This is a genomic window from Pantoea sp. ICBG 828 (genome assembly GCF_002928355.1).
Taxonomy (GTDB): Bacteria; Pseudomonadota; Gammaproteobacteria; order Enterobacterales; family Enterobacteriaceae; genus Pantoea; species Pantoea dispersa.
In genome coordinates, this window is record NZ_POWN01000001.1 from 201,037 (window position 1) to 224,765 (window position 23,729).

At 59.5% G+C, this 23,729-nt stretch carries 21 protein-coding genes; 10 read left to right on the forward strand and 11 right to left on the reverse strand.

Annotated features, from left to right (window positions below):
* The first annotated feature begins 28 nt into the window (after positions 1-28).
* Together rhaS and rhaR are read left to right on the forward strand one after the other, a co-directional pair.
* Entirely contained in the window at positions 29-850 is an 822-nt protein-coding gene (gene rhaS / locus C1Y43_RS00925) for an HTH-type transcriptional activator RhaS (RefSeq protein ID WP_058769862.1), read from the forward strand.
* Between the two features lie 13 nt (positions 851-863).
* Positions 864-1,730, forward strand: a complete 867-nt coding sequence (rhaR, locus tag C1Y43_RS00930; protein WP_058758520.1) for an HTH-type transcriptional activator RhaR — start codon at positions 864-866, stop codon at positions 1,728-1,730.
* A gap of 41 nt (positions 1,731-1,771) precedes the next feature.
* Here rhaR and rhaT read toward each other — a convergent pair whose 3' ends face one another.
* On the reverse strand, positions 1,772-2,806 hold the full coding sequence (gene rhaT / locus C1Y43_RS00935; protein ID WP_021506088.1) for an L-rhamnose/proton symporter RhaT: 1,035 nt from the start codon (positions 2,804-2,806) through the stop codon (positions 1,772-1,774).
* A 367-nt stretch (positions 2,807-3,173) separates the two neighbouring features.
* On the opposite strand from rhaT, the gene C1Y43_RS00940 reads away from it, so the two are divergent.
* From C1Y43_RS00940 to aldA, 3 genes are all read left to right on the forward strand, one after another.
* Complete coding sequence (locus C1Y43_RS00940; protein WP_058780589.1) at positions 3,174-3,497, forward strand: hypothetical protein; 324 nt, start codon at positions 3,174-3,176, stop codon at positions 3,495-3,497.
* 14 nt (positions 3,498-3,511) lie between these two features.
* The gene (locus C1Y43_RS23555) at positions 3,512-3,610 is read left to right on the forward strand and encodes a YoaK family small membrane protein (protein ID WP_021313714.1); all 99 of its coding nucleotides are present in this window, start codon (positions 3,512-3,514) and stop codon (positions 3,608-3,610) included.
* Between the two features lie 159 nt (positions 3,611-3,769).
* Positions 3,770-5,206 (forward strand): aldehyde dehydrogenase, encoded by a 1,437-nt coding sequence (gene aldA, locus C1Y43_RS00945; protein ID WP_104186686.1) that lies wholly within the window; start codon positions 3,770-3,772, stop codon positions 5,204-5,206.
* 38 nt (positions 5,207-5,244) lie between these two features.
* Here aldA and C1Y43_RS00950 read toward each other — a convergent pair whose 3' ends face one another.
* Together C1Y43_RS00950 and C1Y43_RS00955 are read right to left on the reverse strand one after the other, a co-directional pair.
* The gene (locus tag C1Y43_RS00950; protein WP_104186687.1) at positions 5,245-6,519 is read right to left on the reverse strand and encodes an MFS transporter; all 1,275 of its coding nucleotides are present in this window, start codon (positions 6,517-6,519) and stop codon (positions 5,245-5,247) included.
* Complete coding sequence (locus C1Y43_RS00955; RefSeq protein WP_104186689.1) at positions 6,516-7,937, reverse strand: M20 family metallopeptidase; 1,422 nt, start codon at positions 7,935-7,937, stop codon at positions 6,516-6,518. The genes C1Y43_RS00950 and C1Y43_RS00955 overlap by 4 nt, the downstream gene beginning before the upstream one ends.
* Before the next feature lie 147 nt (positions 7,938-8,084).
* Between C1Y43_RS00955 and C1Y43_RS00960 the strand changes: the two genes are divergently transcribed.
* A complete protein-coding gene (locus C1Y43_RS00960) occupies positions 8,085-8,999 on the forward strand; it encodes a LysR family transcriptional regulator (RefSeq protein ID WP_104186690.1) in 915 nt (304 codons plus the stop codon).
* Here C1Y43_RS00960 and C1Y43_RS00965 read toward each other — a convergent pair.
* Positions 8,989-10,584, reverse strand: coding sequence for an ABC transporter substrate-binding protein (locus C1Y43_RS00965; protein ID WP_104186692.1), 1,596 nt, complete (start codon positions 10,582-10,584; stop codon positions 8,989-8,991). The two genes, C1Y43_RS00960 and C1Y43_RS00965, sit on opposite strands and share 11 nt — an antisense overlap.
* A 114-nt stretch (positions 10,585-10,698) precedes the next feature.
* Between C1Y43_RS00965 and pepT the strand changes: the two genes are divergently transcribed.
* Positions 10,699-11,925 (forward strand): peptidase T, encoded by a 1,227-nt coding sequence (gene pepT / locus C1Y43_RS00970; protein WP_104186693.1) that lies wholly within the window; start codon positions 10,699-10,701, stop codon positions 11,923-11,925.
* Between the two features lie 63 nt (positions 11,926-11,988).
* On the opposite strand, the gene C1Y43_RS00975 is transcribed toward pepT, so the two are convergent.
* Positions 11,989-12,768: a transporter substrate-binding domain-containing protein gene (locus C1Y43_RS00975; protein WP_021506096.1), complete on the reverse strand. Its 780-nt coding sequence runs from the start codon at positions 12,766-12,768 to the stop codon at positions 11,989-11,991.
* Positions 12,769-12,781: 13 nt separating this feature from the next.
* On the reverse strand, positions 12,782-13,948 hold the full coding sequence (locus C1Y43_RS00980; RefSeq protein ID WP_104186695.1) for a methionine aminotransferase: 1,167 nt from the start codon (positions 13,946-13,948) through the stop codon (positions 12,782-12,784).
* Between the two features lie 125 nt (positions 13,949-14,073).
* Between C1Y43_RS00980 and C1Y43_RS00985 the strand changes: the two genes are divergently transcribed.
* The gene (locus tag C1Y43_RS00985; RefSeq protein ID WP_104186696.1) at positions 14,074-14,955 is read left to right on the forward strand and encodes a LysR substrate-binding domain-containing protein; all 882 of its coding nucleotides are present in this window, start codon (positions 14,074-14,076) and stop codon (positions 14,953-14,955) included.
* Here the strand turns inward: C1Y43_RS00985 and C1Y43_RS00990 are convergent.
* Together C1Y43_RS00990 and C1Y43_RS00995 are read right to left on the reverse strand one after the other, a co-directional pair.
* Positions 14,913-16,589: a methyl-accepting chemotaxis protein gene (locus C1Y43_RS00990; RefSeq protein ID WP_104186698.1), complete on the reverse strand. Its 1,677-nt coding sequence runs from the start codon at positions 16,587-16,589 to the stop codon at positions 14,913-14,915. The genes C1Y43_RS00985 and C1Y43_RS00990 overlap by 43 nt on opposite strands.
* A gap of 212 nt (positions 16,590-16,801) precedes the next feature.
* Positions 16,802-18,325: a carboxylesterase/lipase family protein gene (locus tag C1Y43_RS00995; protein ID WP_104186699.1), complete on the reverse strand. Its 1,524-nt coding sequence runs from the start codon at positions 18,323-18,325 to the stop codon at positions 16,802-16,804.
* 191 nt (positions 18,326-18,516) lie between these two features.
* Between C1Y43_RS00995 and C1Y43_RS01000 the strand changes: the two genes are divergently transcribed.
* Positions 18,517-18,951, forward strand: a complete 435-nt coding sequence (locus tag C1Y43_RS01000) for a DoxX family protein (protein ID WP_058769762.1) — start codon at positions 18,517-18,519, stop codon at positions 18,949-18,951.
* Positions 18,952-19,019: 68 nt separating this feature from the next.
* Here C1Y43_RS01000 and C1Y43_RS01005 read toward each other — a convergent pair whose 3' ends face one another.
* Both C1Y43_RS01005 and C1Y43_RS01010 read right to left on the reverse strand, forming a co-directional pair.
* A complete protein-coding gene (locus C1Y43_RS01005) occupies positions 19,020-20,360 on the reverse strand; it encodes a VOC family protein (protein ID WP_104186701.1) in 1,341 nt (446 codons plus the stop codon).
* Positions 20,361-20,448: 88 nt separating this feature from the next.
* A complete protein-coding gene (locus C1Y43_RS01010) occupies positions 20,449-21,783 on the reverse strand; it encodes an aromatic acid/H+ symport family MFS transporter (RefSeq protein WP_104186703.1) in 1,335 nt (444 codons plus the stop codon).
* Positions 21,784-22,106: 323 nt separating this feature from the next.
* On the opposite strand from C1Y43_RS01010, the gene C1Y43_RS01015 reads away from it, so the two are divergent.
* Positions 22,107-23,027, forward strand: a complete 921-nt coding sequence (locus C1Y43_RS01015; RefSeq protein WP_021506104.1) for a LysR substrate-binding domain-containing protein — start codon at positions 22,107-22,109, stop codon at positions 23,025-23,027.
* On the opposite strand, the gene smrA is transcribed toward C1Y43_RS01015, so the two are convergent.
* On the reverse strand, positions 23,024-23,590 hold the full coding sequence (gene smrA / locus C1Y43_RS01020; RefSeq protein ID WP_021506105.1) for a DNA endonuclease SmrA: 567 nt from the start codon (positions 23,588-23,590) through the stop codon (positions 23,024-23,026). The genes C1Y43_RS01015 and smrA overlap by 4 nt on opposite strands.
* Positions 23,591-23,729: the final 139 nt, after the last annotated feature.

The following is a 23,729-nucleotide window of genomic DNA, read 5'->3' on the forward strand; positions in this document are numbered from 1 at the left end:
TTACGGTTTTGTTAACTGAGGGCGCATGATGACGGTATTACACAGTGCTGATTTCTTTCCGGCCGGCGATTACACGATAGCCATTGAGCCACGTGTGCCGCAGTCGGCGTTTCCGGAGCATCACCATGATTTTCATGAAATTGTGCTGGTGGAACAGGGCTCGGGCATCCACGTATTTAATGGTCAGCCGCAGGCACTCAGCGCCGGCTGCGTCTGTTTTGTACGCGATCACGATCGCCATCTGTACGAGCAAACCGACAATCTGTGCCTGACGAATGTGCTGTATCGCAGTCCGGCGGCGTTCCGCTTTCTGTCCGGCCTGCAGGCGCTGCTGCCGCGCGAACAGGACGGCCAGTACGTTTCACACTGGCGGATTAACCATAAAGTGATGGCGCAGGCGCTGCAGCTGGTGACGCAGATGAAGCAGCCGGCCAGCTGGTCGCTGGAACGTCAGGCGCAGCAGGAACAGCACTTTTTGCAGCTGCTGGTGCTGCTGCGCGAGGCGGCGCACAACGATCAGGCGCAGGATCAGGATGCCCGCCTGCACCGCTTGCTGGACTGGCTGAATGCGCACTACAGTGAGGAGATTGCGTGGGAAGCGCTGGCCGATCGCTTCTGTTTGTCGCTGCGTACCCTGCATCGCCAGATGAAGCAGCAGACCGGCAGCACGCCGCAGCGCTATCTCAATCGGCTGCGTTTATTGCAGGCGCGGCACCTGTTGCGCCACAGCGAGATGCGCATCACGGACATCGCCTATCAGTGTGGGTTTGGTGACAGTAATCACTTCTCCACCCTGTTCCGGCGGGAATTTGGCTGCGCGCCGCGCATGGCGCGCCAGCAGATGGGGTAACCGGAGGGCTGACATGCCGCTGTTACTGACGCGCGAGGATTACTTCCCGGCCAGCAATTTGCCCATAGCCGTGGCAGAACGCATGCCGCAGCCCTCTTTCCCACCGCACCGGCATGAGTTCAGCGAGATCGTGATTGTCTGGCGCGGTAATGGCCTGCATATCCTCAACGATCGGCCGTGGCTGATCACCTGTGGCGATGTGTTTTACATTCGCGACAGTGATTGCCACAGCTTTGATAGCGTCAACGATCTGGCGCTCGACAATATTCTCTACTGCCGCGATCGCTTCAGCCTGGCGCTCGACTGGCAGCAGCTGCTGCCGCCACAGGATGAAGAGACACCCGCCAGCTGGCGTCTGACCACGCGCGGCATGGCGCTGGCGCGCGGCGTCATCAGCCAGCTGGAGCGCGAAAGTCGCAAAAGCGATTCGCTATCGATTCAGCTGTCGGAAGCGCTGTTTTTGCAGCTGGCACTGATATTGCGCCGTCACGGCTATGCCGCCGATCGCCCGTGGGTGCTGCCGGAGGGCGAACAGCTCGATCTGCTGATGTCGGCGCTGCTCGGCGATATCAGCCGCCCCTTCGATCTGCCCCATTTCTGCCAGCAAAATCAGCTCAGCGAACGGTCGCTGAAACAGCTGTTCCGTCAGCAAACCGGCATGACCATCGGCCACTACCTGCGTCAGCTGCAGCTGTGTCAGGCAAAATATCTGTTGCGCACGCAGGCATGTCTGATTAGCGAAGTGGCGGCACGCTGCGGGTTTGATGACAGCAACTACTTTTCCGTGGTGTTTACGCGCGAAACCGGGTTAACACCCAGCGCGTGGCGTCAGCGTTTTTTGTCGCCGCGCGAACCGATGGCAGACAAAGAAAAAGCCTGACGCGCGCAGAGACGCGTCAGGCGGTGCGGAGTTAAGCGTTATCAGGCGGCCATACCGAGACCGACAATGTTTGCCGCGATAATGATTACCACGCAGCCAATCGACAACACGCTCACCGGTCGACGCCCCACCGATTTCCACTCCTTCAGCACCAGTCCCACCAGGCCGCCGCACAGCACATACAGGCTCATGTGCAGCATCCAGCTTACGAAGTCGTACTGCGGAGGAATTTTTGCGTGGCCCCAGGCATAAAAGAAGAACTGCAGATACCACATGGTTCCCCCCAGCACGGCGAAGGCGATGTTGGCGATCAGCAGCGGTTTTGCCACGGAAAAGTCGCGGCGCAGCGAAAGCTCCGGCTTCACCGCCAGGCGGATAAAGCAGTACGCGAGGTTGATCAGCGCGCCACCGCCCATAATCACCACGTAACTCGGCAACGCCACATACAGCGGATTGATGCCCAGACTGGCAGCGGCTTCATGCATCGGCTTCGCCGCATCCATGGCAAATGACATGCCGGCAGAGAAGATGCCGCACAGCACCGCCAGCACCAGGCCTTTCTTCAGGTTAAAATCTTCGGCGTTGATCCCCAGCGCCCGCTCCTTTAGCAGTCCGGCACGTGACACAATCGCCACACCCAGCAGCGCAACCAGCACGCCCAGCAGCGTCATCCGGCCACCGGCGGAGCTGAACAGTTCAACGAATCGGCCCTGCAACAGCGGCGTCATCAGCGTCCCCACCACCAGCGTAATGCCAATGGCGATGCCAATCCCCATCGACATCCCCAGATAGCGCATGGTGAGGCCATAGTTGATGTTGCCGATGCCCCACATGGCACCGAACAGAAACACCGGCAGCAGCTGCGATAAACTGAAACTGCTGTAGTACGCCCAGAAGTTTGGTAACAGCGCGGCACTGACTGCCCAGGGCAGAATCAGCCACGACATCACGCCGCCGACCGACCACATGGTTTCCCATGACCACTTTTTAACCTGTTTAAACGGAGCATAAAAACAGGCGGCGCTGGCGGCACCCACCAGATGCCAGAAGATACCTGCAAGAATGGCACTGTTCATTGTTATTCCTTCGTAAGGTTGAGGCCAGACGGAAACACCTGCGGTTTCCGATTAGTGGCAGTCTATGGCGCACTGCGTGGACTCAGCCTTTGGATGGTTGCCGTAAAGCCAGGCTGACTGGCAAAATCGGGGGGGTATGCAACATAAGGATCACAAATTCGCATTTGCTGCCGTTATGCCGGATGCGTTCTTTAAGTTGCTTATTATTCGGCATATTTTTGATTTATGTTGTGTTGATCGGCACAGTTTTTCCTCTGTTGCCAGCGCGCCGCTTAACATGGCACTCACACAAAGCTGCGCGAAGCACTTCCCCCGACGGGGTTAAATCCGTATAACGTGGGAAAAATCATCGGAACCAGGGATTGAGATGAAGAGCAAACGGTTAACGCTGGTGCTGTCGCAGGCGGTGAGCCGCGTGATGCTGGATGACATCCGCGCCATCGTGCCGCCCGAGGCGCTGAATGTGTTCATTAATGGCTTAGATACTACTCACTACGCCACGCTGGACTGCGTGCAGAGCGAAGAGAACTGCGCGCTGCTGGCGTCAGCCATTGTGGTGTGGCGTCAGCTCGGCCATGTGCATCAGATTCAGTATCAGAAAGGCGAACATCTGCGTCAGGTCGATGACGCGACACAATTTCAGCTATTCAGTATGATGAAAACCCACCGCGCGCTAATCCAGCTCGCCTAACGCTCAGGATGCATATGAAAATCGGTCTGCTGTTCCCCATCGCCATTATTGTTGCCGGTGTCAGTTTTCTGGTCTGGTTTATTGCCAGCGGCGCCATGATGCCCGGTTCCTGAAACGGTCCACTGACGCAGAATGCTGCGTCGGTCGCGTGATTCTTGCCGCTATTGCCAGCGCCCTGCCGGTGCTGGCAGTGATAAAAAGGTCGCCAGCGTTCATCTGCTTCACTCTTCCTTCACATCAGTTTAACAAAACCGAGCGTGGAGCCCCTGCACATGACCCTTCATCATCAACACTACATTAATGGCGCGTTTGTCGAGGCGCATAACGATAGCTGGATTGAAGTGATTAACCCGGCGACGGAGACCCTGCTGTCACGCGTGCCCCAGGGCAGCAAACAGCAGGCGGCGGCAGCCATTGCCGCCGCAGAAGCCGCTCAGCCCGGCTGGGAAGCGTTACCGGCGGTGACGCGCGGCGACTGGCTGCACCGCATCGCCACGGCAATTCGCCAGCGCGAGCCTGAGCTGAGCGCCACCCTCGTCGCGGAGGGCGGCAAAACCCAGGCGCTGGCGCAAACCGAAGTGCTGTTTACCGCTGACTACCTCGACTACATGGCGGAATGGGCGCGACGCTACGAAGGGGAAATCGTCAACAGCGATCGCCCAAACGAAAACATCTTTGTGTTTAAGAAAGCGATTGGTGTGACCACCGGTATTCTGCCGTGGAATTTTCCCTTCTTCCTGATTGCGCGCAAAGCGGCACCGGCGCTGATCACCGGCAACACTATCGTGCTGAAGCCGAGTGAGATCACCCCGAACAACGCCGCCCTGTTCGCCGCCATTATCGACGACATCGGCCTGCCGCCCGGGGTAATTAACATCGTTTACGGCTATGGCCCGGAGGTGGGACAGGAACTGGCCGCCAATCCTAAAGTCGGGTTAGTGAGCCTGACCGGCAGCGTCAACGCCGGCATCGCCACCATGGCCGCGGCGGCGCCGAATGTGACAAAAGTGTCGCTGGAGTTGGGCGGTAAAGCACCGGCAATTGTCATGGACGACGCCGACCTCGATCTGGCCGTCAGGGCTATCGTCAGTTCGCGCATTATTAACAGCGGTCAGGTGTGTAACTGCGCCGAGCGCGTGTATGTGCAAGACGGCATTTACGATCGCTTTATCAGCGCCCTGACCGGGGCGATGCAGCAGGTGAAATTTGGCGATCCGGCGCAGCAGGCCGATGTGGATATGGGGCCGCTGATTAGCGCAGCCGCGTGCGACCGCGTCGGGCAAAAGGTCGCCAGCGCCGTTGCGCAGGGCGGCAAGGTGGTGCTGGGCGGCAAACGCGCCGGTGAACGCGGCTTTTATTTTGAACCGACCATCATCACCGGGGTACGTCAGGAGATGGCGATCATGCGTGAGGAAATTTTTGGCCCGGTGCTGCCGGTGATGCGCTTTAACACGCTGGATGAAGCCATCGCGCTGGCTAACGACTGCGACTATGGCCTGACCTCATCGCTGTATACCCGCGATCTGAACACCGCGATGATCGCGCTGCGCCGGCTGAAATTCGGGGAAACCTACATTAATCGCGAAAATTTTGAAGCGATGCAGGGATTCCATGCCGGCTGGCGCAAATCCGGCATCGGCGGTGCCGATGGCCGCCACGGGCTGGAGGAGTATCTGCAAACGCACGTCGCCTATCTGCAGTTTGCCTGATGCGTAAACACCGGTGCGCAGCGCGCACCGGTTGCCACTTAGCGTATCCGTTTCTGACTGCGCAGCAGCGCTACCCCGCTACAGAGCGACATCGCCATCAGGTAGTAGCCCGGCGCCAGACTGGTGCCGGTGGCACTGATCAGCAGCGTGCAAATCAGCGGGGCAAAACCGCCAAATACCGTAACCGCAATGTTATAGCTGATGGCCATGCCGCTGGCGCGCGTACCAATCGGAAACAGATCCGCCATCACCGAGGGCACGGTAGAAAAATAGATCGATTTCAGCAGCGCCATCCAGCACACCAGCACAATCAGCGTGGCCGGCGTGGTGTGATTGACCACCAGCCGGAAAGCCGGATAGATGGTGACCATCAGCAGTATGAGCGATCCCCACATCAGCGGCAGGCGGCCAATGCGCTCCGCCCACCATCCCATCAGCGGCGTCACTACCGTCAGAATCACCCCGGCCAGCAGCGTGGCGGTGAAGGCCACCGAGCCCGGCAGATGCAGGTTCTTGGTTGCGTAGGTCGGCACGTAGTTGAGCATGTAGTTGACCGCCGTGGAGATCACCATCAGGCCAATCGCCAGCAGCATCAGCGCTTTTTGCCGGCCAAACAGCCGCTTCAGCGGGGCCGCTTCCGGCGTCTGCGCGGCAAAGCTGGCGGGCTCGTGCACGTGACGGCGGATATACAGCCCGAGCGGGCCAATCAGCAGGCCGAAGGCAAACGGAATACGCCAGCCCCATGCCTGAATCTGGCCTTCGCTCAGGATCTGCGTCAGACCGAGACCAAACGCCGAGGCCATCAGCGTGCTGGCACCCTGAGTGGCGAACTGCCAGCTGGCGATAAAGGCTTTGCGCTCGGGAAAATGCTCGACCAGAAACGCCGTAGAGCTGCCAAATTCGCCACCGGCAGAGAAGCCCTGCACCAGGCGCGCCAGCAGGATCAGCAGCGGTGCGAGCAGGCCGATGCTGTCGTAGCCCGGCATAAAAGTAATGATGGCTCCGCCAAGCATCATCAGATTGATTGACAGCAACAGCGCTTTTTTACGCCCGTGGCGATCGGCATAGTTGCCCAGCACCACCGCGCCCAGCGGGCGAATCAGAAAGGAGACGCCGAAGCTGCCAAAGGTCAGCAGCAGCGAGACCGACGCATCGCTGGTGGGAAAGAAGGCGTGGGCGATATAGCTGGCGAAAAAGCCATACACCGCAATGTCGAACCACTCCAGCGCATTACCGATGCAGGTCGCAAACAGCGTTTTGTGCAGGTTTGGCTTCACCCCGCTCAGCGGCGCGCTATGGCTGAGGCTGCTCATGCGCCACCTCCCGCATAAGCGCGGTGTTGCGCCAGCCATTCCGTGCCCTGCTCGCCCAGCTCCCACAGCAGCTGCGTCATGATCTGCAGCCCTTCGCGGGCAATCGATTTCAGCATGTGCTCATTCACGCCATGCTGACCACAGGCGGGATACGAATGCGGCACCCACAGCGTTGGCAGGCCCAGAATCTCCGCGAACACCTCATTTGGCAGCGATCCCCCAAGGTTGGGCAACAGCGCCGGTTTTTTGCCGCTGGTTGCCGCCATGCTGTTCAGCACCCAGTGCACCAGCGGATCGTCAGGATCGAGACGCGTGGCGGGTGAACCGCGCAAAAATTCAACCTCAACATCATGGAAGCCGTGCTGCGCCAGATGCGCGCTGACGTGCTGCGCCAGCCGCTGCCAGTCGGTACCGACCACAAAACGCAGCTGGCACACCGCCGTCGCGCTGCCGGGAATGGCATTCATCGGGCGCGCCGGATTACCGGTGAGAAACGACAGCACTTCCAGCGTGTTCCAGCCGTACAGGCGTTCGGCAGGCGTCAGGCCTGGCTCGCCCCAGTTGGTGTCAATCGCGGGATCGCCTGGCATGCCCCCCACTTCGATATCGCTGAGAATGGCGCGCACCTGCGGCGTTAACGAATCAGGTCGCAGCGCCTCAACCTGCAGCACGCCCTGGGCGTCCACCAGCGTGGCGATGGCGCTGGCCAGCCGGGTGCCGGGATTGCTTAGCAGTCCGCCCCAGTTGCCGGAGTGATAAGCATTGTCACGCGCGTTGATGGTCAGGCGGAAATTTATCGCACCGCGCGAACCGAGGAACAGCGTCGGCCGCACGGCGTTGAGCCGCGGCCCGTCGGAGGCAATGAACAGGTCAGCCTGCAACAGTTCCGCCTGCTGCTGACACAGCTGCGCCAGCCCCGGTGAGCTGATCTCTTCGCCCATCTCAAACAGCCATTTGCAGTTAAAGCCGAGACGGCCGCCGCGCGCCTGGTACACCTGCTCCAGCGCCGCAAGATTGACGCAGTGTTGACCTTTGTTGTCGGCGCTGCCACGCCCGTACCAGCGATCACCCTCTTCGGTCAGCTGCCACGGCGACAGCCCGCTGCGCCAGTTTTCGTCATCGCCGAATACCACATCACCGTGCCCGTAGCTCAGCAAGGTCGGTAAGGCGGGATCTTCCATGCGCACCGCCACGAGGAATGGCCGGCCGGCGGCGTGTGGGTTATCGATGAGCTGTAGCGTGAAGCCCAGCGCCTGCAGTTGCGGCGCAATCTCCTGCTGCAAATAGTCCTGTAGCGCCGCATCGCGATCGTCGCGCTGGCTCTCGGTGCGCCACGCCACGCGGCGCGCCAGGATACGTTGAAATTCCCCGCTGTCGAAATATGCGGTGGCCTGCTGAACCGCCTGTTGTGCTGTCATGTTTGCCCTGCCTGTTATAGGTCTGCTGTTTTTTCATCTTTGCGGAAAGGCAGCTTTGCCACAATTATCAATTTATCGAGTAAGATTTGCCTTTAAAGCAAAGCTGCGTTGCCCGATTTCGAGGCAGGCACAGACGGAGGCCATGGCATGTTAAGCACGGAAATGCGTTATTTTCTCGCGGTAGCCGATTGCGGTTCGCTCAGCGCGGCCAGCGCCCAGCTGTTTGTGGCGGTCTCTGCCATCAGCCGCCAGATCCAGCGGCTGGAGCAGCAGCTGGGCGTGACGCTGTTTGCGCGTCATGCGCGCGGCATGGTGCTGACCGAGGCCGGCGAGATTTTTGCCCATCACGTGCGCAAAAATTTGCTGGATATGGAGTATGCGCTGGCGGAGATCAAAGGCCTGAAGGCGGTGCGGCGCACGCTGATTCGTGTCGCCTGTACCGACGGGCTGGCGTTTACCCTGCTGCCCCGGCTGATTGCCGCCTTTCGCCGCGATCATCCCGGCGTGCTGTTTGACGTCCGGGTGGCTAGCGCGCAGGGCGTGGCTGAACTGCTGCGCAGCGGCGAGTGCGACGTGGCATTGCAGTTTAGCCTGCACGCGGAACGTGCGGTTGAGGTGGTGGGCTCATGGCCGGCGCCGGTGTTGCTGGTGGTGCATGACAGCCATCCGCTGGCGGGCGTGCCGCAGGTGGCGCTGGCCGATCTTAGCCACTATCCGCTGGCGCTACCGCAGCAAAACACCACGGTACGCCAGCTGTTTGAGCTGGCCAGCCACATGAGTGGCCACCTGATTGAACCGGTGCTGACCTGCGACAACTTCTCCACCCTGTTCCATTTTTTACTGCGCACGCCGCTGGCGGTGACCATTTGCAGCAGTTTTACCCTGGCGGAGGAAGCGCAGCAGCAGGGTCTGGTGATGCGCGCGGTCAATATCGATCAGCTGAGCCAGCGTACGCTGCAGCTGCAGACGCAGTCAGGGCGACCCCGCAGCGCCGCCCTGACTCTGTTTCTGACCTTTCTGCAACAGCAGCTCAGCGCGCTGTCCGCTGCGATTAAGGCGTGATATCCACCGGATAGAAGATGTGCTTGCCGAACGGATCCACCTGGTAGCCGCTGACCGATTTACGCACCGGCTCGAAAATCGTTGAGTGCGCAATCATGACTGCCGGCATCTGGTCATGCATCATCTGCTGCGCCTCGCGGTACAGCGCCACGCGCTTGTCGTGATTTTGCTCGGCGCGCGCCTGGGTGATGATTTTCTCAAACGGCGCATAGCACCATTTGGACGAGTTGGAGCCGCCGTTCGCCGAGGTGCAGCTGTACAATGGCCCGAAGAAGTTATCCGGATCGCCGGTGGCGGTGGTCCAGCCCATCAGCGCTGCCTGATGCTCGCCGCCCTTGACGCGCTTCAGGTATTCGCCCCACTCATAGCTGACGATGTTGGCTTTGATGCCCACTTTTGCCCAGTCGGCCTGAATCATCTCAGCCATGCGGCGGGCGTTGGGATTATACGGCCGCTGGACCGGCATCGCCCACAGCGAAATTTCGGTGCCCGGCTGAATGCCGGCCTGCTGCAGCAGCGCTTTGGCCTGTTGCGGATCGTAGGCGTAATCCTGCAGATCTTTATCAGCACTCCACACATCCGGCGGCAGAATATTCTTCGCCACCGTGCCGGTACCTTTGAAGATGGCATCAATGATCGCCTGCTTATTGATGGCCATCGCCAGCGCCTGGCGCACTTTCACGTTATCCAGCGGGGCTTTGGTGGTGTTGAACGACAGGAAACCGGTGTTGAGGCCAGATTTCTGTTCCAGCGTGATGTTCGGGTTGTGGCGCATGTTGTCGAGATCGGCCGGATTAGGGAACGGCATCACCTGGCACTCGTTTTTCTCCAGTTTGGCATAGCGCACCGAGGCGTCCGGGGTGATGGAAAACACCAGACGATCGATTTTAGCCTTGCCCTGCCAGTACTGCGGGAAGGCTTTGTAGAGAATGCGGGAATCTTTTTGATACTGCACCAGCTCAAACGGTCCGGTGCCAATCGGCTGCATGTCGACCTTTTCCGGCGTACCGGCTTTCAGCATCTGGTCGGCATATTCCGCCGAGTGAATCGAGGCGAAATACCACGCCAGATCGGCGAGAAACGGCGCTTCGGCATGGGCCAGCGTAATCCGCACCGTCAGATCATCCACCTTATCGATACGGGTGATCAGTTTTGCCAGCTCGAGGCTTTCAAAGTTGGCATAGTTACCGCCCGAAACGGTGTGATACGGGTTTTTCGTATCGAGCTGGCGCATAAACGAGAAGATCACGTCATCGGCGTTGAGATCGCGCGACGGCGTAAACAGTTTATTGCTCTGGAACTTAATCCCTTTGCGCAGATGGAAGGTATACACCTTGCCGTCCGGGCTGATCTCCCAGCGCTCCGCCAGGCTGGGCACCAGCTCGGTGGTGCCCGGTTTGAAATCCACCAGGCGGTTAAAAATCGGCACGGCGCTGGCGTCCACGCTGGTACCGGAGGTGTAGAGCTGCGGATTGAAGTTCTCCGGCGAGCCTTCAGAACAGTAAACCAGCGTCTTCGCCGAGACGCCGCCTGCAACCGCTAACCCCAGTGCGCTAAGCGCCAGTTTTCCCATCATCTTTTTCATCGTCTTCTCGCTTTTTATTGACTTCCATGAGCCAGCATCGGTATTTATTTCATAAATAACATGATTTAGCCGTCTGGCGTATCTCCAGTGGCGCAAAGCTAATAAGGAATTGTGATGACAGACCAACTTGCCCGTCAGCTGACCCAGCGTTTTTACCGTTATCTGGCAGTCTCCAGCCAGAGCGATGCCAAATCCAGCACGCTGCCCAGTACGCCGTCGCAACACGCCATGGCGGAACTGCTGGCGCAGGAGCTGCGCGATCTCGGTCTGCAGGATGTGGTGATTGATCAGCATGCCACGGTGACCGCCGTGAAACCGGGCAACCGGCCTGGCGCGCCGCGCGTGGGCTTTATCACCCATATTGATACCGTGGATGTCGGGCTATCCCCGGATATCCATCCGCAAACCCTGCGCTTTGAGGGCGCGGATCTGTGTCTGAATGCGCAGCAGGACATCTGGCTGCGGGTGGCGGAGCATCCGGAAATCCTGCCGTATGTCGGTCAGGAGATTGTGTTCAGCGACGGCACCAGCGTGCTGGGGGCCGACAACAAAGCGGCAGTCAGCGTGGTGATGACGCTGGTGGAGAACCTGCGTGGCGAGCACGGTGATGTGGTGGTGGCGTTTGTGCCGGATGAAGAGATCGGCCTGCGCGGCGCCAAGGCGCTGGACCTGGAGACGCGCTTTAACGTCGATTTCGCCTGGACCATCGACTGCTGCGAGCTGGGCGAAGTGGTGTATGAATGCTTCAACGGCGCCTCCGCTGAAATTACCTTCACCGGTGTGCCGGCGCATCCCATGTCGGGCAAAGGCGTGCTGGTGAATCCGCTGCTGATGGCGCACGACTTCATCGCCCGCTTCGACCGGCTTGCCACGCCTGAGCATACCGCCGGGCGCGAAGGTTATATCTGGTTCAATGATATGCAGGCCAATGCCAGCCAGGCGGTATTGAAAGCGTCGATTCGCGATTTCGATTTAAAGGAGTTTGATGCGAAGAAGCAGCAGCTGGTGGAAGTCGCCGATCAGATCGCCGCGCACTATCCGACTGGTCACGTCGCGCTGAAAATCAATGATATCTATAGCAACATCAGTAACGCGATAGGTGAGGACCGGCGGGCAATCGATCTGATTTTTGCTGCGCTGCAGCAGGTGGGTGTGGAACCTAAAGTGATTCCGATGCGCGGCGGCACCGATGGGTCTGCGCTGTCGGCCAAAGGGTTACTGACGCCGAATTTCTTCACCGGCGCGCACAATTTCCATTCGCGCTTTGAATTCCTGCCGATCCCGTCATTTGTGAAGTCGTATCAGGTGGCGGAAGCGCTGTGTTATCTGGCAGCCCGATAAGCGCGGTTGCAGAGAAATGTTGAAACTGCCTGACCGGCGACTGCCGGTCAGGCTGACACCCGCTTATTTGCTGACGCTGACGTCAATGCCCGGGAAGAATTTCGCCGCCAGTTTAGTGACGGTGCCGTCGGCCTGGACTTTGGCGATGGCCGCATCCAGTTCACCTTTCAGCTTGCTATCACCTTTGCGCAGACCGAAACCAATGCCGGAACCGAGAATGGTGTCGTCTTCCACCGGCTTACCGGCGAAGGCGAAACCTTTGCCCTGCGGCTTATCGAGGAAACCAGACTGACCGGCGGCGGACATCACCAGCGTACCGTCAAGACGGCCAGCGACCATGTCGTTGTACACCTGGTTCTGATCCTGATACGACGTCACCGTCACGCCCTGGGATTCCCAGTGCTTTTTAGCGTAGGTTTCCTGGATTGAGCCCTGCAGCACGCCGATGTTTTTTCCTTTCAGCGACGCCGCCGTCGGCTCGAGTTTCTCGCCCTGCTTCACAATCAGCATGGTAGGAATGCGGTAGATCGGGTTGGTGAAATCGATACTTTTCGCCCGCGCCTCGGTGATGTTCATCGCCGAGTTAATCGCATCAAATTTTTTCGCCTGCAGCGCCGGGATCAGCGCATCAAAGCTGCTCTCAACCCATTTGCAGTCAAAATGGCCGACCTGGCAGATGGCTTTGCCCAGTTCGATGTCAAAACCCTCCAGCTCGCCCTGCGCGTTGCGGCTTTCAAACGGTGGATATTGTGATTCCAGACCGTAGCGCAGGCTCTCCTGCGCCAGCGCCTGCACGGAAGTGATCATGCCCAGTGCGATAAACAGTGCGTTCAGTTTTTTCATTATTTTCCCCTAATTACCCTTTAACCCGGCACAGCGCCTGCGCGCCGGCTTCGAGCGTTGCGTCGTCTTTAGCAAAAGAAAGGCGGATTAATTTATTGTCAGTGCCATCCATATAAAACGCCGACAGCGGAATGGTGGCCACACCGTGATCGACGATGAGACGTTTTACCATTTCACTGTCGCTTTCGTCACTGAAATGTCCGTAGCTGGCCAACATAAAGAACGAACCGGCGCTCGGTAACAGCCTGAACGGTGAATCCTGCAGCAGCGTCTGCAGCCGGTCGCGCTTCGCCTGATAAAACGACGACAGCTGCAGATAGTTTTGCGGGTTCTGCAGATACTGCGCGAAGCCAACCTGCATCGGCGTATCGGCGGCGTACATCATGAACTGATGCACCTTGACGATCTCCGCCATCAGCGCAGCAGGCGCCAGCGCATAGCCGACGCGCCAGCCGGTGACGTGGAAGGTTTTGCCGAAGGAGGACACCACCACGCTACGCTGTGCCAGTTCCGCGTGCGTGGCCATGCCGCAGTGCGTCTGGCCGTCAAACACGATGTGTTCGTAGACTTCATCAGACAATACCACGATGTCGGTATTACGCGTCAGGGCCGCCAGCTGGTCGAGATCGGCGGCATTCAGTACCTGTCCGCTCGGGTTATGTGGCGTATTGATGATAATCATGCGCGTACGCGGCGTGATCGCGGCACGCAGTTCGTCCCAGTCAATCGCAAAATCCGGCACCTGCAGCTTGAGGCCGATCGGCGTCGCACCCTGCAACCGCACCACCGGCGCGTAGCTATCAAAGGCCGGCTCAAAGAAGATCACTTCATCACCCGGATGCACCAGCGCCGAAATCGCCATGTAGATGCCCTGACTGGCACTGCCGGTGATCAGGACTTCGCTGGCGGCATCGTACGGCTGGCCATACAGGCGGTGCACCTTCTCCGCCAGCGCTTCGCGCAGCGCCGGTAAACCGGTCATCGCGGCATACTGATTATGGCCGTCGCGCATCGCCTGGCTGACCAGCTCAACCAGGTGCGGGTCACACGGGAAATTGGGCGCGCCCTGGGACAGATTAACGGCCTGATGCTGTGCGGACAGCTGGCCGATCACGCTAAAAATGGTGGTGCCGACGTCCGGCTGTTTGGAGGAGAGCTTCACGCTGCTGTTCAGGGTCATCATTGCTCCACATGTTGCATAACCACGTATCGGAAGTAGATTTCTATTCAACGGCGCGACGCTTGAGTCGACAAGCGAATTGTTGTCATAATAGCCATGATAAAAAATCATAGCTTGAGGCCGTTATGTCCCGCTCTGCTCTGCCGCTCAACGCCATTCATGCCTTTCTGGTCACTGCCCGTCATCTCAACCTGACGCGCGCCGCCAGCGAACTGTGCATCACTCAGGGCGCGGTGAGCCGCAAAATTGCGGCGCTGGAGAGCTGGCTGGGATTTGCCCTGTTTGAACGCCACGCGCGCGGTCTGCATCTCACCGATCAGGGCGCGGCGCTGCTGCCGGAGCTGCAACAGGGATTCAATCTGCTGATAAATGCCACAGAGAAAGCCAGCCGCAGCAATGCCTCGATTCGGCTTAAAGCCCCGACCTGCGCCATGCGCTGGCTGGTGCCGCGTCTGGTGGCGCTGGAGCAGCAGCGGCCAGACATTCACGTGGCGCTGACCACCACGCTCGATCACGCGTCGCAGCTGGAAAACTTTGATGCGGCAATTGTATTCGGCACGCCGCCTGCCGGTGCCATTCCGCTGTTTGCCGAGCGCCTGACGCCGGTGCTGGCCAGCAGCGTGCCGGCACCGCGCCATGTCAGCGAACTGGCCAAATTCACCTTCCTGCACCCGACCGGCGATACGCGCGACTGGCAGCTGTGGCTGTCCGCCCAGGCGGAGCAGCTGCCGATGGCGCGCAATCAGCATTTCGCCACCATGGATTTGGCGATCAGCGCGGCGATTCAGGGATTTGGCGTGACGGTGGCGGATATTACGCTGGTGGAGAATGATTTAGCGAATGGGCGGTTAATCGCCCCGTTTGCCGCGAGTGTGGCAACCGGGGCGAGCTACAGCCTGTTACAGCGGGCGGAAAAAGATGCGCCACCGTTTTTGCCGCAGCTGGTGGCGTGGTTGTGTCAGCCTCAGAATGAAACCCACTCTTCACTGCTGGCGGGTTTACCCTGAGCGCCTGCGGCGGCAGATAACACCGGCCGGCGCAGCGCAGGCGCGGCAGCGGATGCTGCGGCCTGCGCGCGCGGCGCGCTGTCGGACAGACGGAACTTCGCCACCGACGCCTGCAGCTCTTCGGTCTGACGCTCCAGCGCGCTGGCCGCCGCTGACACCTGCTCCACCAGCGACGCGTTCTGCTGGGTGACGCTGTCCATTTCGGTGACGGCGGTACCGACCTGCGAAATCCCTTTGCTCTGCTCTTCCGACGCGGCAGCGATGTGCTTCATGATCTCGTTCACATCCTGCACCGACTTCAGAATGTCATGCATGGTGCTGCCAGCGCTGCTGACCAGCTCCGAGCCCTTTTCAACGCGTGATACCGAATCTTCAATCAGCGTGGCGATCTCTTTTGCGGCGCCGGCGCTGCGTTGCGCCAGGTTGCGCACTTCGCTGGCCACCACGGCAAAGCCGCGCCCCTGCTCACCGGCACGCGCCGCTTCGACTGCCGCGTTGAGCGCCAGGATGTTGGTCTGGAAGGCGATGCCGTTGATCACGCTTGTGATTTCGGCAATCTTTTTCGAACTGCCGGAAATGCCCTGCATGGTGGTCACCACTTCGCCAACCAGACGGCCGCCCTGCTGCGCGGTGCCGGTGGCGGTCTCCGCCAGCGCGCTGGCCTGACGTGCGTTGTCGGCGTTGAATTTCACCGTGGCGGTCAGTTGCTCCATGCTGGCTGCGGTCTGTTCCAGCGCGGCCGCCTGCTCTTCGGTGCGCGATGAAAGATCGTTATTGCCGGCTGAAATTTCTGCTGCGCCGCGGTAGATGTTCTCCGTGCCGCTGCGGATGGCGCTGACCGCTTCACGCAGGCTGTCCTGCATTGCCCGTAGCAGTGGCACCAGTTTGCCGACGCAGTTGCGGCCAAATTCTTCCACCGGCTGGCTGAGATCGCCCTGCGCAATCACGGTAAAATGGTTACGGATGCGATCCAGTGGTTTCACCAGCATCGTCACCAGGTAACGGTCAGTGAACAGCAGAATCAATAAGCCGAACACCACCGCCGACACAATAATCACTTTGGTCATGCTGGTAAGCGTGTCCACGGTCACGCGGGTCTCATCCAGCTTGCTGCTGGCGGCCTGATTAAACGCTTCTGCGCTGGCACCAAACGCCCGGCTCAGCGGCGGCGTGACATTGTTGGCCTGCGCGCGCCATGCATCCAGTGAAGCCTGCTGCGCCAGCGCCACCTGTGGCGCGATACCCTCATCCAGCAGTTTCTGCCAGCTGCTGATCACCTTGTTCACCGTCTCACTGTCCATCGGACCCGGCGCCATGGCTTTGAACTGGGTTAACTGCTGTTTCATGTTATCCAGTGCCTGCTGCACCGGCGCGAACGCTTCTGCGGTCGGCGCGTTACCGGCGGTTCGGCCTTCCATTACCCGCGACAGACGCGTGACCACGCGGAAATATTGATCGTTGCCTTTGCTGAGCACCGTCATCTGGTTTACCAGCTGACGATCAATCTCGTTACCCTCGCCGAGCGCATTCAGCGAGTGGACGCTGAACAGCCCTACGCCACACCATAACAGGCAGAAAAGCCCGAGAATGGTCAGCATAACGGCGCGAATCGTGAAGTTTTTTAACATACCCATACATAATCCCCTGGTGTGAACGCTGGCAGCCCGGATAAAACAGGGCTTAGGGTATTTATCGGCAGCGAACCGGGAAAAGATAAATGTTTTGTAAGCTAATTAATTGCAGGATGAGGTGCCGCGCGGAGCGGCTGAGCAGTCGTAAAATCAGGCAGATAGCGGCCAATTTGCCTTAAAAAAACATTGATGTTTTTACATGATTAGCAGGCTTATTAAAGTTTAACGTGGCTGCGCATCATCAGGCGGAACAGACGCAGACGGCCGCGCATAAATCGCGTCTTCAGCACCGATTCCGCTTTACCGTCGTGACCAAAAGCAAGAGTCAAATCTTCCCCCGGCCGCCACACCGGCCAGTCGGGTTCTCCGTCGAGCCGCAGCCGATGGCTGAACTCACTGGCATCCCGTGCAAAGGTTACCCACCAGGCGCTGACGCGGCCGGCAAAGGCGATATCGCTGGCGCTGTAATGCCAGTCACCCGGCGGCGGCAGCGTCGCGAGCGTATTGAAGACATAAGGAATTTCGTTGCCGTGCCAGGTGCCGTGCGGGTAGAGGTGACGCGCGTTTTCTGACACATAATCAAACCAGTAACGCCACGCAGGCATGCCGATGCTGTGCTGCGACTGTGCCACCAGCAGCGGCATGACGGTAAACGCCATGTCGCGCGCCACCGCGCGCCCCAGCAGGCTGTCATCATGGATATCGTACAGCCACTTCAGCAGGCGATAACTCAGGCGACTTTTGCTGCGCAGCTGCTGTAACACGCTGCGGGCATCCACGCCGAAGTAGTCGAGCACGCTGGCTTCGTCGCTGTTGCTGCCAATCATCAACGGCACGCGATGCTGTTTACCCGCCATAAAGGTGTCGAGCATCGGTCTGGGTAGCACCGCATCGCCGCTGATGGCCACCGGCCCCAGCGCCAGCGGTCGCTCCAGCGGCCAGAAACTGTCGGCCGGCAGTGCGCGCAGCTGTTCCGCACTGGCATCCGCGGCCAGATTGAAATGCGCTGCCACCTGCAGGCCGGTTTGCTGCGCCTGCTTATGCGGCACGTCCGGCAGGCTGTAGGCACTTTGCACGATGCCCTTATGAAACAGCCCTTCGGCCAGCGGCGAGCAGCACAGCGACAGCACGCTGCGCGCGCCGGACGATTCGCCAAACAGCGTGACGTTATGGCGATCGCCGCCAAACGCCGGGATGTTGCGCTGAATCCACTGCAGCGCGGCAATCTGATCCAGCAGCGCAAAATTATTGACCACCTTGCCCGGCGGATACTGGGCGTCGAGCGCCGGATGCGCGAAAAAGCCGAAATGGCCAAGGCGGTAATTGAGTGTCACCACCACCACGCCCTGCGCCGCCAGCGCTTTGCCGCGATAGGGATCAAGGCTGCCGGCGCCGATGCTGAAGCCACCGCCGTGCAGCCATACCATCACCGGTAACGGCGTAGCGGGTTCGACATCCGGCGTCCAGACATTCAGATAGAGGCAATCTTCGCTGAAGCGGCCCGGATCGCCGCCGCCGGCCGCCACGCAGTAGTCACGATTTTGCCAGCTGGCATCGCCCCACGCGGTGGCATCGCGCAGCGTTTGCCACGGTACCACCGGCTGCGGCGGACGCCAGCGCAGTGCGCCAACCGGCGGCGCTGCATAAGGTATTCCTTTAAAGGTAAACAGTTCATCATCCATCAGGCCTCTGAGTTCACCTTCTGCCGTCATGATCCTCAGACGTCGTTCATTTTTCATTGCGGGTTCCTGGTAAAGCCTGATTCCATTATTTGCAGGCCTCAGTGGAATGTCTATGTTCTGCAAGCATTTGCAGATTAAGCCGAATAAGCGACCGATTCATTGAACAACTTCATCAAATTTTTTGGTTAACTGCAGCGGCGCATTCTGTTTTATGGTTGCAAGTTAACCTGGCGTGACGGAGAGACGCGATGTTTGCTGGCATCAATCAACTGTTCACCCGGATGAGCGATCACCCGGATTTCGGTAAATTGCTGTTACGCTTAACCTTCGGCGGACTGTTGCTGTTTCATGGCGAGTTTAAGGCGATTCATGGCGTCGGCTGGATCGCCCATCTGCTCAGCGTCAAAGGCATGCCAGGTTTCATCGCTTACGGTGCTTACATCGGGGAAATTGTGGCACCCATTATGGTCATCGTTGGCCTGCTGACGCGCCCGGCGGCCTTTATCATTGCCGTTAACATGGTAGTCGCAACGCTGCTGGTGAAAATGGGCGCACTCTGGCATCGCACCGATGTCGGCGCCTGGTCGCTGGAAACGGAAGCGCTTTACCTGCTGGGCGCGCTGGCCATCCTGTTCCTGGGTGCCGGAAAATATACGCTGGTGCGCGACGCACGCCTGCAATAATCATTAGAAAGAAAACCAGCCGGCCTGTAAAAGTGATCCTGTCACTTTTCAGGCCGCTTTTTTACGCCCTACTCCTGCACGCCGCAGCGCGCCAGACTGCGCTGTTGCATCTGCTGATACAGCACCATCTCATCCTGCACGGCGGCACCGAGCGCGGCTTCAAAATCGGCACGACTGGCATTGCCGGCGCTGCGTGCCTGAGTCTGGTTGCCCAGATTAGACTGGAAAATCCCGGCCGCGCTCACCGGCAGAAAATCTTCGTAGACAATCGGTTCCGCCTGTAAACGTCCGGCGGCCAGCAGCTGCGCCACGGTTTCCCCGGCGCGCGGCGGCTGATGCTCGCCCTGCGGCGTCAGACGGTAGCGGAACCACGCCAGCTCCTGCTCGCGCAGCGTCTGTTCATCATCAGGAAAATCACGAAACACCGCGCTGAGGTGCTGCTGATGCTGCTGGTTATCGCTGCCGGTACCGGCCTGCGCCAGCAGCCGGTCGTACAGCGCGCGGCCTTTAGGCGTAAGCGCCGCGCCGCGCTGCTCAATTTCACCAAAGCGCGCGGTATGGGTGCCAGGCGTGCCATCATTAAAATGCACCGCCTCTTCCAGCGCTTTGAAGCTGGTCTGGCGCAGCAGAATCGGCACCGCGCGCGGCGGCGGCCCCTCAATCAGGATTTTCGGTTCGATGCCGCGCGAAGGCATCAGGGCCTGCACGCGATCGATGTCCAGCGTGCGTGGCGTCAGGTGATTGATGTGGCAGCCGCGGAAGCACACGACGTCGGCAATCAGGCGATGCTGCTGGCTCAGCGCGCGGTAGGTGGCGCTGTCTACCGTGGTGTGCGCATGCCAGCGAAAGGTTTCCAGCGCCTCCTGAACAAAGCGGGCGGCATCGGCAGCATTGAGACCGCCCTGCTGCTGATGCTGCGCGATCAGTGCCCGGCAGCCAGGCGTGAAGATGTCGCGCGCCGCCAGGATAGCCGCGGCTTTGTCGCGCAGTGCGGCATCGTCGATCAGATCCAGCCGCAGCAGCGAGGTGAAAACGCGGAAGGGATTGCGCCGCAGCGCGCTGTCGCTGACCGGGCGAAAGGCAGTAGAGTGCACCGGCACGCCCGCCTGTGACAGATCGTAATAGCCCACCGGCTCCATCCCCATCACGGCAAACATCTGCCGCAGCGTGCTGAGCTCTGCGGCAGTGCCGACGCGAATAGCACCGTGACGCTCCACGCCAAGCCGGCTCAGCTCATCGGCGGCGGCCAGACGGTTTTTCAGCGCCGGCTGCGCTTCTAAGGTGCGTTCGTTAACGGCGGTAACCAGCTGCGTCAGGGTACCATACTGCGGCACCTCCTGCTGGTACATGGCCGACATGGCCTGAGAGAACAGCGTGCGGATGGCATCGCGGGTGAGAAAGTTATCCATGGTCATCACCTTGGGCTAAAGGATTGCTGCTACTGTAGATCAACCCTTTAGCGGCGGGTAACATTTTCGCGGAACTGTGATCGCCCTGTCACTCGGTGGCGCGCGGCTGGTCACCAAAGCGACATTTCAGTACCAGCATCAGCGTGGTCAGCGCCGCCGGCAACGCCAGCAGCAGAAAGATCTCGCTAAACGACCAGCCGAGGGACAGCAGCTCAGCGCCGACGAAGGCGCTGATGATCGCGCCGATGCGGCCAACGCCATGCATCCAGCTGGAGCCGGTCGCGCGGGCATGAGTGGGATAGTAACTGGCCGAGAGTGCATTCATGCCGGTGTTGGCACCGTTAAAACAGAAGCCGCTGCAGAAGGCGATGGCGCTCATCAACCCGACCTGCGCCGGGGAAAACCCGAGCGCCACGATGGCGATGCCGCCGCAAAAGTAAATAATGGCCAGCGCCAGATTGGCGTTGATGCGGTCCATCAGCCAGCCGGCAAACAGTGAGCCAACGGTGCCGCCCGCCTGATACATGGCGGTGACGATAGCCGCTTCGGTGACAGACATGCCCAGCGTGTTGATCAGCGATGGCAGCCAGCTGCCAATCAGGTAGACCAGAAACAGCCCCATAAAGTAGCCGCCCCACAGCATCAGGCTGCCAAACAGATAGCGGGGTGAGACGACGGTGGCCACTGCACCGTGGCGCGCGGCCAGCGGTTCACTGCTTTGAAAATGGCTGTCAGGCCGGACGCTGCCCGGCAGCATGCGCGCCAGAATAGCGTGAATGCGCGCAGCGGGCGCGCGCTGGCTGATGAGAAAGCGCACCGACTCCGGCAGGCCGCGCAGCAGAAACGGCAGCACCAGCAGCGGCAGCACGCCGCCCATCAGCATCACCGAATGCCAGTCATAGCGCGGCAGCAGCCACGAGGCGGCAAAACCGCCGGAGGCCGCGCCAAAGGTGAAGCCGCAGAACACCACGGTGATAATAAACGAGCGACGCCGCTCGGGCGCGTATTCGGCCACCAGCGTGCCGACGTTGGGCATCGCCGCTCCCAGTCCCAGACCGGTGAGGAAGCGGAACAGCATCATCTGTTCGATGTTTTGCGCCATGGCGGTCGCCAGCGTCCAGAGGCCAAAAAACAGCACGCTGAGCAGAATCATCACGCGGCGGCCGTAGCGATCGGCCAGCGGTCCAGCCACCATGGCACCCAGCGCCAGCCCAATTAGCGCCGCGCTGATCACCATCCCCAACTGATGATTGGTCACGCCCCAGCTGGCTTTCAGCGTCGGCGCGATAAAGCCCATCAGCGCGATATCCATGCCATCCAGCGCCACCACGACAAAACACAGCGCAATTAAACGCTTCTGCCAGCTGCTTAACGCGCTCTGGTTGATGAGCTGGCGGACGTCAATGGCTTCAGCGCTGGTCACGGTACCACTCCTGCAGGATTATCACGAATAGGTCATCAGTTTTGGTAAAAAAAACGGCGCTTATGATAGCGCATCGTTAACAATAACGGGCAGGATTTTTAAGTGAAATTGAGAATTATTCAACATTTTACCCGCTAAGCTACTGATAACGCTGAGTACAGAAACGCGCCTGGATACCCGGTTATTTATAAAGCCAACCAATACAGCCACTTACTAAAACTTCTCACACTGACTGTTTTTGTTAATATAATTTTGCAGGTAAGTTAACAGAATCTCGGTCAGCCACTTGCCGCTGACCACTCTGACTCATTACGCTGGCGTTTATGGACAAAAATCATCTCTTTAATCAGCGCATTCGTCTGCGCCATTTACACACCTTTGTGGCAGTCGCGCAACAGGGCACGCTGGGCCGCGCGGCGGAAACCCTCAATCTGAGTCAGCCGGCGCTGTCTAAGACGCTGAATGAGCTGGAGGAACTGGCGGGTGCACGTCTGTTTGAGCGCGGTCGCCTCGGTGCTCAGCTGACGACACTGGGAGAACAGTTCCTGACCCACGCGGTGAAAGTACTGGATGCGCTTAACCACGCCGGACAAAGTTTCAACTCGCCGGTTTCCGGACGCCCGATCGTGATCCGCCTTGGCGCCCTCACCACCGCCGCCATGGGGATGCTGCCGCAGATCCTGGATCGCTTCCATGAACAGCAGCCGAACACCACGGTACAGGTAGCCACGCTGCACAATAATGTGCTGCTGGCTGGCCTGCGCGCCGGGGAGTTTGATATTGGCATTGGCCGTATGGCGGACAGCGAAATGATGACCGGCCTGACCTACGAATTGCTGTTTCTCGAATCGCTCAAGCTGGTGGTGCGACCGGAGCACCCGCTGTTAAGTGACAATGTCACACTTTCCCGCGCTATGCAGTGGCCGGTAGTGATTTCGCCTGAAGGCACCGCGCCGCGCCGCATTGCCCAGCACATGCTGGACGAACAAGGCTGCTCGCTGCCGGGCAACTGTGTCGAAACCTCTTCCACCTCGCTGGCCCGCCAGCTGGCGCTGCGTTATGACTATGTGTGGTTTGTGCCATCCGGCGCGGTGAAGGAAGATTTAAGTCACAATGCGCTCAGCGCGCTACCCATCGCATCGCCCGGCCCCGGCGAGCCGGTGGGCATTATTACCCGCAGCGGCCACTCGCTCTCGTTAAGCGCGGAAGTGCTGATGGCCACCATCCGCAAATTTCACAGTTAACGGCTGCGTTTGGCGTGGCGTTCGCGATTGTCGAGGCGCGCGCGATCGGTTTTGCGCAGCCCGACATAGACTGCGCCGCTGCCGCCGTGCTGCGGTTGCGCGCTGCAGAAGGTCTGAACGTCGTCAAATTGCCGCAGCCAGCGTGCCACGTAGCTGCGGACAATATTGGCGTGCGCTTCATCATCCCGCCCTTTGCCATGAATAATCAGCAGATTGCGCAGGCCCTGTTTGCGCGCTTCCAGCATAAAGCTAAACAGCGATTGCCGGCAGGTCTCTACCGGCTGGCGTAACAGATTAAGACTGGCGTCCAGCGTATATTTGCCCAGCCGCAGCTTGTCGAGCACGCCCTGCTGAATGCCATCGGCTTTATATTCCAGCGGCGTGTCGCGCGGGATAATCTCAAGGAAGCCGCGCGTCAGGAAGTTTTCCGGTGCGTCGTCATGCGGCTGCTGGCGCGGCGCTTTGGTAGACGGCGCGCGCAGCCACTGGGTGTTGGCGCAATCTTTTAACGGGGTTACATCACCCATGGCATCGCGGAAAAGGTCTTCATCATCAAGGTTCATGGTGTTTTCCTCACGCCTGGTGGTGAATCGGGCGCAACATGCCACCCGAAAGCAAAATAGTAGCAAAGGTTATCGGCTATCACATCCGTCACTTTCTGCGCGGGATCGGGTTGTGTCCGGATGTAAATATGGAAAGAAA